Below are 12,783 nucleotides of genomic sequence, written 5' to 3'. Positions count from 1 at the left end.
CCTTGAGATTCGCTTAACTTTTCAGAAATAACGAATGAAAAAGCAGATTATTTTCAGAGAACACTTTCAAAAAGAAATCGGTTGCATTCAACAAGAATTCTGCTAGAATATAACTTGTTCGAACAAGTTGTTGAGCGAAAGCAAAACGAAAGGAGGAGGACTTGTGACCAAAAGGAAACCGGTAACCCAAGCAGCCAAGAAAGAATATGCAAACAAAAGTATGCGGTTTAATCGTTTTTTACTTTTTCGTTATATGACTGCGATCTTTTTCTTTGTCAATCTTTATTGGACTCTATTGAGTCTGTCTCAATGGACATGGGCTGGTTTGATTCCCATTGCCTTATTGATCGTTGATGGACTTATACTTATTGAACAAACTCAAAAATATTGGCAGCAATCGAATCGTTTACTGGTGACAAAGATCGGTTATTGGCTCCAATTCGGCGTCAATCTCATTGCAATTTTTGGTATTTTGATCGGGCAGCAAGCAACGTTGATTCCTTTTATGAATCAATCGGGTAGAGGGATCTTACTTGCCTTGTTTTCTGTCGGCATGATGGCGTGTTTGTTCATTCAGCGTAAAGCGTGGTTGATCGAGCATGACCGCGACAAATATTTCACGTATTTGACTACATTTGAAACTCAAGGAGGAACAGTCAATGGATTCAGAAAATAACAAAATGTTTGCCTTCTTGGACCGCTACTTAATGGGTCCAATGGGGAAAATCTCACAATTACGGATCGTTCGTGGGGTCATGGCAGCTGGGATGGCGTCGATTCCTTTCACTATCGTAGGATCGATGTTCTTGATCGTCAGTGTTTTGCCACAAAGCTTCCCTGCATTAGAAGGTATTTGGAGTGCGTCATTCGATAAAATTCAAAATCTTTACATGTTAGGTAATACCGCAACAATGGGGATTTTAGCTCTTTACTTCTGTGTCGTGTTTGGTTACGAGTATACAAAAATCCAAGCGCAAGAAGAAAAAATCGTTCTTAGCCCAGTCAATGGTGCATTGCTTTCAATGATGGCGTTCTTTATGTGCTTGCCACAACTAGTTTTTGAAGGCGGTATGGCAACACTAGTCAATGTGATTTCTGATGACCAAAAAATCATCGATGGGTGGGAAATGGCTGGCGGCGTTACTCGTTTAGGAACAACTGGGATCTTTACAGCGATCATCATGGCGATCATTGCCGTAAAAATCTACGCATTCTGTGTGAAACGCAATATTGTCATTAAAATGCCTGACACAGTGCCAACAGGAGTATCTTCCTCTTTCACGGCATTGATTCCAACGGCACTGACTTCATTAGCTGTGATCGTTATCAATGGTGCATTAGTCGCAATGGGCACAGATATTTTTAAAGTCATTGCGATTCCGTTTAGTTTCGTGACGCAATTGACCAGTACCTGGATCGGACTGCTTGTTATCTACTTCTTCATGCATGCACTATGGATCGTCGGTATTCATGGGGCAACGATCGTGACCTCATTCTTGACGCCAATCGTATTGTCAAATATGGTGGAAAACCAAAATGGTGCCAACATTGCCTTTGCGGGTGAGTTTAACAACAGTTTCGTTACGATCGGTGGTTCAGGAGCGACGTTAGGAATGGTGATTTTCATCGCCTTCTTTGCAAAATCAGCGCAGTTAAGTGCTTTAGGAAAAGCAGCGATCGTGCCATCCTTCTTCAATATCAATGAACCGATTTTGTTCGGGATGCCAGTGGTATACAACCCGTACACAGCGATCCCATTCTTCTTAGCACCAATGGCTTCAATGTCCGTTGCTTATTTTGGCATCAACTTAGGCTTTGTTAACCCACCGATTGCTCAAGTAGCGTGGCCGACCCCAATTGGATTATCTGGCTTTATTGGTTCAGGTGGTGACTGGCGTGCCTTTGTCTTAGCAATCATCTGTGCAGTTGTTGCTTTCTTGATTTGGTTCCCATTCATCAAAATGTATGATGGCAAATTATACAAGGACGAACAAGCAAACGCAACGAAGGCATAATCAATCCGTTTTTTTGATAAGCCGGCTATGAAAAATAGCTGGCTTTTTTTACGCCAAAGATGATAATAGTAGTAGAGAATCCGAAGGAAAGGAGTAGGCAAATGACGAAACTCAGCATTGAAGACTTAGCAGCGGAATTGATCAGAAAAATTGAAGCGGGTGATATTGGAAATGAGCAGGGGAAGATGCCTAGTGAACGAGAGCTTTTGGCAATTTATCCAGTTTCTCGTTATACGTTACGTCAAGCCCTCAATAAATTGAGCAAGATGGGCTGGATCTACCAGATGCAAGGCCGCGGCTCGTATATTCGCTTTCAAAACAACCAAAAACCGGCCATTGAACAAGGAGATCTTGGCTTCAATGAAGACTTGACCCGGGGCGAGAAAAACATTCGAACGGTCAAAGCCTCAAAGCGGCTGGTCAAAGTATCAGAGGCGCTGTTTCTTCCAAGTCAAAAACAATTTGCGAAAGATCAACACTTTATCGAAGTCCAACGTTTTCGCACATTAGATGACAAACCCTATTTGATTGAACGTTCCTATTATATACCTGAAATCGTAGGGGAGATCTCCGAAACGATGATGGAAGGGTCAATGTTCCAAGCTTTGGCAGAAGAAAAACAACTGACAGTCGCCTTCATCGACAAGTTTATCCAAAGCAAACCGTTAACGAAGGAACAAGCTGCCTTCTTTCATTTAGAAGAAGGCATGCCAGCATTGATTGTAAGGGATGATAGTTACTTAAAAAATGGCGAACTATTAGCATTTTCGATGATTCATTATGATTATCGGATGGCAACCTTGTATATGCACAAAAAGATAATACTTTAAGTTATTAACAATGCAAATCGACTAAAAACGATGACAAGCATGGTCTTTGTTCCCCTCGTTTTTTCGTGCTAGACTAAAATTATCAGCAGCTTTTAGCAACTGGCAGCTAAACGTTGAGAATTTAGCGTCTAAAACGAGGAAAAGAAAGGACGTGCCGCAATGGCAACAACAGCCAAAGAAACCAAAGTACATGATGTATTTGAATCGATCGCTTCCCGTTATGATCGAATGAACGGTATTATCTCCTTTCAGCTGCACAAACGATGGCGCAAGGACACCATGAAACGAATGGCAGTACCAATGGGTGCTGAGATATTAGATTTATGTTGCGGTACCGGGGATTGGGCGTTTGCGTTGAATGAAGCGGTCGGTCCGGCGGGGCAAGTGACCGGCGTTGATTTTAGCGAAGAAATGTTAACGGTTGCCAAAGAAAAGGCAAAGAAAAAGCAACAAACACAGATCCAGTGGCAGACTGGCAATGCGATGGCATTAAGCTTTCCAGACGAGCACTTTGATTATGTGACGATCGGATTCGGGTTGAGAAATGTCGCGGATCGCCAACAAGTCTTGGCAGAGATCCATCGGGTGCTGCGCCCAGGCGGGAAAATCGTTTGTCTCGAAACATCACAACCCACACTGATCGGCTGGCGGCAACTGTTTACTTTTTATTTTCACCATGTCATGCCGTTATTTGGCAAACTGTTCGCCAAAAGCTATCAAGAATACTCTTGGCTGCAGGAGTCTGCACGGGATTTTCCTGACAAGGAGGCATTGAAACGAGAATTTCAGACAGCTGGCTTTGATGTGTTGCAAGTCAAAAGCTATGCAGGAGGTGCGGCGGCGATGCATCTAGGGGTCAAACCATAAGATTGCTTTCCCTTTGTGCGAGAAAAAACGAAAAAATGAAAGAGACCATCATGCCCTTTATGGCTTGATGGTCTCTTTGCGTTGAGCAATTCAGAGAGTGATTGTTATTTTTTCTTTGGATTTAAAACAATGTTGGTGTATAACCCAATGGTCACCACGTAATAAATGGCGTAGAGGGCGATAAAGATACCAAAAGGTAGCCATAGGTCATGGTACGGATCGATCATCAAGGTGGTGAACATTTTTAGACCGAACAAGACATGGATCATTCCTAAGATACCGGGAACTAGGAAGAGCACGCCGATCTCTTTGCGGATCGAGCTTTTCAGTAAACGCGTGCGGGTACCGATTTTTTTCAGCATCGTGTAACGTTGAATATCGCTGTTTGCCCCTGAAAGAATTTTGAACATCAGGCAGCTAGCTAACATCGTCAAGAAGGCGATACCCAGGAAGAAGCCCATAAATTCAAAACCAGAGAAAATCCCGTTATAGCTGTCGTAAGCGAAGACCCGTTGTGAAAAATTCATATCGGCGGTTTCTGAAGAATTTGCGTCTTGATTTGCTTGCGCCAAATCACGCAACGCATCGTAGCTTGCTTGGAAGTCTTTGACTTGTACCATTCGCAAGCTGGTTTCCGGTGCATTGACCGCACCAAAAGCGGTTTGATCGACGATTTGGATCTCCTTACCTCGTTGTTCTGGTAAGAGGTAGCTACGCAATTGATCTTGGGCGGTTACATCAGAAGCTAATTGATCGCCAGTCAGCTTGTTGTAAGTAACATCGACACTCAACTGATCCATACTGGAGCTGAGCAAGTTGTTTTCGTTGAATTGTTCCTTCACGTAATAAATGGTGTCATCCGTTTCTTTCATGCTGTAGGTCACATCAAGGGTCGGGTTTAACGCATTGACTTTTTCGTCAGAGGCGTTTTGGGCATTGTTCAAATACAAGTCATAAGGGGCAACAGTTTTTGCCAAGATAGGGATCTCGTTTTTAAAGCCAAGACCAACCGTCAAGGCACCTAATGCTAGAGCAAAAAGCATCGCCACCATCGAAAGCATCTGGGTATACTCACGAATCCGAAAGCTTAATTGTGACAAGGTGAAATTGTTTAACTTTTTCAATGCGATCGTATCGTTCTTCTTTAATAGGGATAAAAGAGCGATGATCACCGAACGAAAGACTAGGTATGTGCCAAGAACGATCGTGACAAGGGCGATGCCGATCCCGATCAATTGGAAGGTCATCAAATCGCTCATCATATAATAGCCGATGGCTAAGGAACAAAGACCTAAAATGGTTTGCAAGAAGAGCAAGAATGGCCGTTGTTTGACTTGTGCGGGCGTGCTTGTTTCTCGTAGTAATGCTAAAATCGATTTTTTGGCAATTGCCCGTGCATTGAAGATGGCAGCAATCAAAAAGAGAACCGAGAAGAAGACGACGGTTACGATCAATGCCTCTGGACTAAATGCTGCATAATGGGTGATCTGCAAGTTTAATTGATTGACTAGCAAAGTATTGACACCACTAGCTAAGCCGATCCCTAAGATAGAGCCGACGGCGGTGGCAACGATACCTACCATAAAGGTTTCGATAAAAATCATTTGGGCGATCTTTCGTCCTTTGGCTCCTAACATCATAAACATGGCATAGTCTTTTTGCCGCATCGCCATCAAGAAAGAATTGGCGTATAAGATGTAGGCAAAGGTGATGATCCCTAATAAGACCGAACCAAAACGAAAGATAAAGACCACCATACTGATGATCGAGTTGCTTTTTAAAAAGGCTTCATTACTTGCCATTGATTCGAACATATAAAAGATGGCTGAAGCCATGACTAAACCAGAAAAGAGGACGATATAATCCTTCAACCGAGCTTTGATCCCGGTAAGTGATAGTTTCCAAAGCATGTGTTCTTCCTCCTTATTGTTCCAAGTTTCCTAGAATGACAAGGATCTGGCGGTAAAATGCTTCGCGGCTTTGATCCTCACGTTTGACTTCTTGATGGATCTTTCCGTCCTTGATAAACAAAATACGTTGGCAATAGCTGGCAGAAAGGGGATCATGAGTGACCAATAAAATCGATACTTGGTCATTGGTATTCAAGTCGTCCATCATATTCAATAAGTCTTTAGCACTTTTTGAATCCAAGGCACCTGTCGGTTCATCCGCAAAAAGGATCGTTGGTTCCGTGATCAAGGCTCGAGCGGCTGCCACCCGTTGCTTTTGTCCACCAGAGATCGCTGCTGGATATTTGTCGAGAATATGTGTGATGGACAAGCGTTCTGCGACTCGTTTGATCCGTTGTTGGATGATCTTTGGTTTGACTCCTTGTAAAGACAACGGCACAGCGATGTTTTCTGAAGCCGTTAAGTTTTCTAACAGATTGAAGTCTTGGAAAATAAAGCCGATTTCACGGCTGCGGAAATCTGCCAAGGCATCGCCTTTTAGTTTGGTGATGTCGCTATTGTTGATGCGAATGGCACCTTTTGTCGGATGATCCAATGTTGAAAGAATGTTTAGTAGGGTGGATTTTCCTGAACCAGAAGCCCCCATGATCCCAATGAATTCGCCTTTTTCAATATCAAAGCTGATACCTTTTAAGGCTTCGGTTTGTTTTTCGTTGGCTTTTCCGTATACTTTGGTCAGTTCATTTGCTTGAATAATTTTTTCCATCGTTGCGTTACGCTCCTTTTAATTGGGTTAATGCTTTGGCTGGGATGTCTTTTTCTTTGACCTCTTCATAGCCAGTTACCCCTTTTTTTTCGTTCCAAGTAAGCTTTAAATAGGCTTCTTTGCGCAATGGTCGTTCTTGGAAACCGTTGAAATCAAGGGTTTTGCTTTTGCCGTTCTCATCATACCCTGGCAATTCGTAGTGGTATTGAGTATAGACATTCCCATTGTCATCCTTAGAAGTCGTCTTTTCACCATCTGTAGTGATTTGGACGTAGTAGCTGTCGCCGCCCATGATGACGGTTTGTGCGACTTGCAATGCGCCGAACCCTATGAGGAGGAGCGCTGCAAGTCCAATCAGAAGTTTTTTCATCTATCGGTCACCTCGTTTTTTATTATGATGAAAGTATAACGCTGGTTTTCTGAAAAGTAGTGTGAAAAATCTATCAATAAACTTTCATTTTTGTCACGACAAACGAACAAAAAACGTTTCTGAATTGTGGAATCCACATATCAGAAACGTTTCCTGCTGGTTACTCTTCAATTGTATTTTTTGCGAAATAGTTCAACGATTAGTTGGCCCTCGTCATACATAATGGCGGCTTCGTCGATCATTAATCCTAATAGATAGTAATCTTTTTCTTCATGGATCGTTTGATGACCGCCTAACAGCTCCACATAATAATTTTCTAACGTGCTATCTCTTGGTGTGTTGAGCATGTCGATAAAATGTTCTAAATCAGAGGGCTGCTCTGGAAATTGACCTTGCACAACTGCTTTAAACCCCTCTGCTTCAAAGGCCATCTCACTTATTATCTTTTGACAGTCATGAGACAAAAAGTAGGTGACCACTTCATCGACGATTCGCCGTGCCCGTTCTTTTTCAATCATTTTCTTCTCCGCCTTCTGATTTGCTGGTATTCATCTAACAATGGTACCATTGCTGCCGCGACAAATCCACTGGAAAAGCCATTATTGTATAAGTTCAATCCTCCATGTAAATAGGTGATATTTGTGACCAAGGCTGCATGGACCACCCCAGCGATTACGCCAGCAACTGGACCATAATACCCACTGATGGGGGCTAGACTGGTGCCGAAGATCGCTGTCAGCAATAAACTGAAGGTCGAGACATCAGAGGTCAAACCGACCTTGGTTGCTAAAACCACCCCAATCATGACAGGCAAACTATTTCTCCAGTGATTCCCGAATGCACTGAAGCCAATTACGGTCAGTATTGCGCCTAAAAGGGGACCAGATAGTTCGCCTTGTAAGAAGAAGACAAAGAACAGCATCAACATCCCCATCATCGCCATGTTCATCATCGTGACCCCAAGGGAAAAAATCGTGACATAGTCCGTCATTAGTTTCCCTGACGTTTGAAAAAGCTCAGGCAAGCCTTTGAGGGATCGCTGATTTAGAAGATAACCGATAAGAAACATAGCAAGACAAAGAATGAGCAAGAACCCAGTCAGATAATAGTGATACTCCGTCGTCAACTGTTTGTTTGAATAGACTTCCAAGTCGAACAGGCGTAAAAAACTCGTGAAAAACATAGTGATGATGCCAGCAGCAAACCCGATATTATACAAAGAAAAACCTTGGTGGAATTGTAAAAATTGAGCTGCTAGAGGAGGGAGCGCCAAACCGATTAATAGACCGATGCCATAACCAAAAGCGATCCCGACGGGTAAAGGCAACCCTAAACCGAATGCTAAGTAACTGATCACCGGCGAGGCGGCACTGCCAAATAAGGCAACCAGTGAATATTGTGTTGCGGGGCGTTGCTGTATGTAAGAGTATAAATAGACACCAAGTGGAATGGGAATCGAGTTAAAGATGTTTTTTCCAAAAAAAGAAAAGCCAGATATGGTAAAAAAAGCAGCGATCATTGGTCCACTAATAATCGTTCCTTGCTTTTTCGCAAGGAGGATACTGATCAATGTCAATAAGCCACTGTTTAAAAAGGCGCTTCCAAGATTGCCGATCGCAAAATAATCAGAAATCAAATTGCTTGGGGCATTTAAGATTGCCAGCGAGCCTTGCCACAAAGCTTGAGGAGGGGAAGCAACCAAGCCAATGAGGATCAAGACGATGCTATACGCCAAAAGCAAGCGCTGGGTTAAGAGCTGTGAGATAGGTGCAAAGGGTTTCGATTTTGTTTGTAAGAAAACTCGTTTATCTGCCATAGTTTCATTGAACGCTCCTTTTTTTCATAGTATCACACCTTTTAGCGACAAAAAAGTATTTTTTGACAGTTTTAAGTAGCGGGAGAAGAAGAGAAATGAGAACCAAAAAAGGGAGAAAAAGAAAAATTTAAGAAAATGCGAATAAAAATAACGGCGATGTATCAAGGAGAATCGCCCTTTTTTCAATAATTTCATCAATCGGTGAAATTATTGACAGAAAGAATTTTACGAAAATTGTTATAATTTAGTTAATCTCGTTCAGATTTTCTAATAAAAAAGCCATTTTAAGATAAAAAAACTGTTTGCTTGGTTTTTTTATTCGAAGATCGAGTGGTCACTGAATCACGAGGAAGGGATTTAAATAAGGAGGAAGAGTATGAAGAAAACGAAGTTTGGCATGATTACTTTATTGGCAGCGCTTGTTTTAGGGGCTTGCGGACAAAGTAACGGAGGTGGAACAGGTTCGACAGATACACAAGAATCATCAACTGAGGCAGCTGGATTTGATATCAATGATTTGCAGCTTGCAGTTGAAAATAACGATGAAGTGATCGATGGGGGCGTCTTAGATGTTGCGGTAGTAACAGATACGCAATTCCAAGGGTTGTTTCAATGGGAGTTTTATCGGGATGCTTATGACCGTGACTTCATGTTGCCAAGCCATGAATATTTGTTCCTACAAGATGAAGATTTTCGAGTTGTAAATGGTGGACCAGCTGATTTAGAATTAGATGTCGATAATAACAAAGCAACGATCACTTTGCGTGAGGATTTGAAATGGTCTGACGGGGTTGATGTAACGGCTGAAGACGTAATCTTCTCTTATGAAGTCATCGGACATCAAGACTATGACGGCGTTCGTTACAACAATGATTTTACGAATATCGTTGGGATGGAAGAATACCACAGCGGCGATGCCGATACGATCTCAGGGATCACAGCAGTCAGCGACAAAGTCGTTGAAATCGAGTTTAAAGAAATGCATCCAGGTATGCAGCAATCCGGTGGAGCGATCTGGCATTCTGCACTAGCGAAACATGCCTTTGAAGGCATTGAAGTAGCAGATATGCCTTCAAGTGATCCCGTTCGAACCAATCCAATCGGTTTTGGCCCATACAAAATGAGTAATATCGTACCAGGTGAAACGGTGGAATATGTACCGAATGAATATTACTATGGCGATACACCGACCTTAGAAAAAATCGTGATGCGTAACGTCCCTTCTGCTTCAATCAATGAAGCATTAAATGCGAAGCAATACGATTTAGTCTTAAAAATGCCAACAGATACCTTTGATACGTATCAAAACATGGATGGCTACCAAATGTTAGGTCGTCCAGAACAATCTTACACGTATCTTGGCTTTAGTTTAGGTTCATGGAATGATGAAACAAATAGTGTTGATTTTGATCCAAATGCAAAAATGGCGAACAAAGCATTACGTCAAGCAATGGGCTACGCCATCGACAATGATGCGATCGGTGAGCGTTTCTACCACGGCTTGCGTTCAAATGCTTCGACATTGATCCCACCTGTTTATGGTACGTTGCACAATAGTGATGCCGAAGGATACCATTTAGATATGGATAAAGCAAATCAACTTCTAGATGACGCTGGCTTCATCGATGTGGATGGCGATGGCTTCCGGGAAGATCCAGATGGCAATAAATTGACCATCAACTTTGCGTCAATGTCTGGTGGGGAAGTTGCCCAACCATTGGCGGACTACTATGTTCAACAATGGCAAGAGATCGGTTTAGATGTTCAATATTCAACAGGTCGTTTGATCGATTTCCAAGCCTTCTACGACAAGCTGAAAAACGATGATCCAGATATCGATGTCTTCCAAGCTGCTTGGTCTACTGGTTCAGATCCATCACCAACCAGCTTATGGGGACCAAATTCAGCATTTAACTACACTCGTTTTGAGTCAGATGAAAATACTGAATTGTTAGCTGCGATCGATTCAATCGATTCCTTTGATGAAGCAACACGGAAGGCTGCTTTTGATGCATGGCAAGAATATGCGATTGAAGAAGCTTTTGCGATCCCAACGTTGTATCGGAATCAAATCTTACCGATCTCTGATCGTGTCGCAAACTTTACCTGGGCATTTGACGCCGATCATAACCCATGGGCAACCATCGGTGTGACTTCAGAATCTCGTTAATCGGTTAGTAAATTACACAAATGAATCGGCAGCAGCATGCTCGTTGCTTTTGCCAAACAAAACCAGTTAGGTCTAAAACCTAACTGGTTTTTTTCTTGGTCCATGCAGACGGAAGAAGCAAGTCGCATGTTGACCCCTTCATTTTGAGCGGCTGTTTCGTGGGCGGGTTGGAATGACATTGACGAAAAAGCTGAGCTCCGTTGACAGATCAGCTTTTTTTGATAGATAACATTACATAAATGCCCATTTAATAAGCGGCTAAATCGCCCGATTGGTAACAGCAGCAAGCAACTGTTGGAGATCGTCTTTATGGTTCTGGTAACCCGCTTGTTCAATAACGACTAAGGTGTTTTTAAGAATCTCTTTGTTCAACTGAGCGGATTGTAAATACGAGTAAATTTCCTGATACAGCACTTGATGGATTTTTAAATAAAAATAGAGGGGTGTATTGGGTAGCGGTTCAGACAAGAGCAGAAACTTGTTAAGCAGATAGGCATCTTTATTTTCGCTGGCAAAGGCACAGCCGTTTAGGATCACGACACTTAACAGATTTGCATAAAATGGATCATTGGCGTAGTGAAGAATTTTTTTGATCCCATGATCTAAGTAATAACTGATCGTTTCTTGGTCAAAAATAAATAACAAATTTGAGAATAAATTTAACTCAAAGCGCCCCCAGGTTTCGATATCAAACAAGTATTGCTTTACCAGTTCGACTTCTTGGGTGTAAGCTCCTTGATTCATCAGAAATGATTCACGGTTGAGCAGCAGCAATCCTTGGACATACAAAGAATAATAGAAAAAATTTTGTGTCTCAAAGTAGCGTTTTTCTAGGTTAGCCAAGTAGTCGAGAGTCAGTGTTCGCTCATAGTAACGGGTATAGAAATCTTGCACCAGCTGACGTTTCTGATCCGTGACTTCGCTGTCGATCAACAGACTGAACTCATGAACCGTGATATTCATTTTGTCTAAGTAGTCAAATAGGGTTTGTGATGAGAGGTTTGTTTTACGATTTTCGAATGAAGAAAGGGTGGTGCGTGAGGAAATACCTTCGGCAAGCTTGGCTTGCGAGATTTTGCGATCTGTGCGCAGTTTTTTGATTAAAGAGCCTTGCTGTTTCATGGGGGACCTCCTTAATTGTGACGCATTTCTGAACAATGTGATTTTAATAACATGTTATCAAATATAATAAGGTATAGCAAATAATAAAGGAGGTAGTTTTTCATGGAATTTGAACCATTCGGCCCTTGGGAAATCAACCCATTTAAAAACTAGTACTGCCTTTTCTGCGAAACCTTATCGTTGACCTTTCAATGATAAGTCTTGTGACTGTTTCCTTTATGATAGGAACAGCATATTCCTCGCTCTCTGCGGTTTTTATCGCAGGATCGAGCAACATCTTGAAGAATCGAAAGGTTATTTGATTGCTTCCCCCTCTCAAAGACACCTTTTCGTTTGTGGAAGTCATGAAGCACATGAATCGCTAAAAGCGGTCAGTCACATTGAATGTCTGTCATGCACCAGACCTTCCCCAATTCTTTGTGATTGATCGTTTTTTGTAAAGCATCATCCTTCTAGCTATGACCGTAATGTACGAAGATTACGGTTTTTTTTTGTTGTGTGCTATTGGATAAAATCTGCAAGAGTTGTCACAGAGGGTTTATACAGAAAAACCCCTCACTATCAGTAAGAAAACTACGAGCAAATAAGAGTGAAACGAAGCCGAAAACGAAAAAAGAAAAACGTTTGCAAAAAAAGTGTTGACATTTTTTCTCAGAATGAGTACTATTATCTCAACGGAACATGAGAGTGTTCTCATTACTGGATTCGTTACTGTTCGGCAGGCAAGACCAGAGGAAAAAAGTGCGTTGATTACCCAAAGTTTCTTGGGTTGTACACTTTTTTGCTTTGGTCTTCTTTTTTTGCTCCATTATTTCTAATAGCTAAAAAAAGAACCGGTTCCAAGGTAAGGTCCAGTCATTGATCAGCAAAGGAGGGGAGAAGTAAAACGCAATGAACTGCCAGCTAGGTTTGACGAT

The 12,783-nt window shown here is 42.0% G+C and carries 12 protein-coding genes; 5 read left to right on the top strand and 7 right to left on the bottom strand.

Annotated features, from left to right (window positions below; all coding sequences use genetic code 11):
• The first annotated feature begins 163 nt into the window (after positions 1–163).
• The 4 genes from IGJ05_RS05275 to IGJ05_RS05260 all read left to right on the top strand — a co-directional run bounded on the left by IGJ05_RS05275 (position 164) and on the right by IGJ05_RS05260 (position 3,712).
• On the top strand, positions 164–676 hold the full coding sequence (locus tag IGJ05_RS05275) for a hypothetical protein (RefSeq protein WP_015509419.1): 513 nt from the start codon (positions 164–166) through the stop codon (positions 674–676).
• The gene (celB, locus tag IGJ05_RS05270; protein WP_015509420.1) at positions 660–2,015 is read left to right on the top strand and encodes a PTS cellobiose transporter subunit IIC; all 1,356 of its coding nucleotides are present in this window, start codon (positions 660–662) and stop codon (positions 2,013–2,015) included. The genes IGJ05_RS05275 and celB overlap by 17 nt, the downstream gene beginning before the upstream one ends.
• Positions 2,016–2,116: 101 nt before the next feature.
• Complete coding sequence (locus tag IGJ05_RS05265; RefSeq protein ID WP_096741361.1) at positions 2,117–2,845, top strand: GntR family transcriptional regulator; 729 nt, start codon at positions 2,117–2,119, stop codon at positions 2,843–2,845.
• Between the two features lie 159 nt (positions 2,846–3,004).
• Positions 3,005–3,712, top strand: a complete 708-nt coding sequence (locus IGJ05_RS05260; RefSeq protein WP_142437060.1) for a demethylmenaquinone methyltransferase — start codon at positions 3,005–3,007, stop codon at positions 3,710–3,712.
• 104 nt (positions 3,713–3,816) lie between these two features.
• On the opposite strand, the gene IGJ05_RS05255 is transcribed toward IGJ05_RS05260, so the two are convergent.
• The 5 genes from IGJ05_RS05255 to IGJ05_RS05235 form a co-directional block, all read right to left on the bottom strand.
• A complete protein-coding gene (locus IGJ05_RS05255; RefSeq protein ID WP_142437061.1) occupies positions 3,817–5,622 on the bottom strand; it encodes an ABC transporter permease in 1,806 nt (601 codons plus the stop codon).
• 13 nt (positions 5,623–5,635) lie between these two features.
• Positions 5,636–6,388, bottom strand: coding sequence for an ABC transporter ATP-binding protein (locus tag IGJ05_RS05250; RefSeq protein ID WP_005225671.1), 753 nt, complete (start codon positions 6,386–6,388; stop codon positions 5,636–5,638).
• A 7-nt stretch (positions 6,389–6,395) separates the two neighbouring features.
• Positions 6,396–6,758: a YxeA family protein gene (locus tag IGJ05_RS05245; RefSeq protein ID WP_010747916.1), complete on the bottom strand. Its 363-nt coding sequence runs from the start codon at positions 6,756–6,758 to the stop codon at positions 6,396–6,398.
• Positions 6,759–6,925: 167 nt separating this feature from the next.
• Entirely contained in the window at positions 6,926–7,276 is a 351-nt protein-coding gene (locus tag IGJ05_RS05240; RefSeq protein WP_005225673.1) for a hypothetical protein, read from the bottom strand.
• Positions 7,273–8,574: a DUF1576 domain-containing protein gene (locus tag IGJ05_RS05235; protein ID WP_081116754.1), complete on the bottom strand. Its 1,302-nt coding sequence runs from the start codon at positions 8,572–8,574 to the stop codon at positions 7,273–7,275. Before IGJ05_RS05235 ends, IGJ05_RS05240 begins: the two co-directional genes overlap by 4 nt.
• Positions 8,575–8,950: 376 nt before the next feature.
• Here IGJ05_RS05235 and IGJ05_RS05230 point away from each other — a divergent pair, with 376 nt between their 5' ends.
• Positions 8,951–10,744 (top strand): oligopeptide ABC transporter substrate-binding protein, encoded by a 1,794-nt coding sequence (locus IGJ05_RS05230; protein WP_142437062.1) that lies wholly within the window; start codon positions 8,951–8,953, stop codon positions 10,742–10,744.
• Here the strand turns inward: IGJ05_RS05230 and IGJ05_RS05225 are convergent.
• Positions 10,741–10,923, bottom strand: a complete 183-nt coding sequence (locus IGJ05_RS05225; protein WP_142437063.1) for a hypothetical protein — start codon at positions 10,921–10,923, stop codon at positions 10,741–10,743. The two genes, IGJ05_RS05230 and IGJ05_RS05225, sit on opposite strands and share 4 nt — an antisense overlap.
• A gap of 79 nt (positions 10,924–11,002) precedes the next feature.
• The gene (locus tag IGJ05_RS05220) at positions 11,003–11,866 is read right to left on the bottom strand and encodes a helix-turn-helix domain-containing protein (protein ID WP_430616258.1); all 864 of its coding nucleotides are present in this window, start codon (positions 11,864–11,866) and stop codon (positions 11,003–11,005) included.
• Positions 11,867–12,783 lie beyond the last annotated feature (917 nt).

Origin of the sequence: Enterococcus sp. AZ167, from assembly GCF_051714025.1 — a bacterium.
Classification (GTDB): domain Bacteria; phylum Bacillota; class Bacilli; order Lactobacillales; family Enterococcaceae; genus Enterococcus_D; species Enterococcus_D casseliflavus.
The sequence above is the reverse complement of the archived record's forward strand: the minus strand, read 5'-3'. Positions and strand labels throughout refer to the sequence as shown.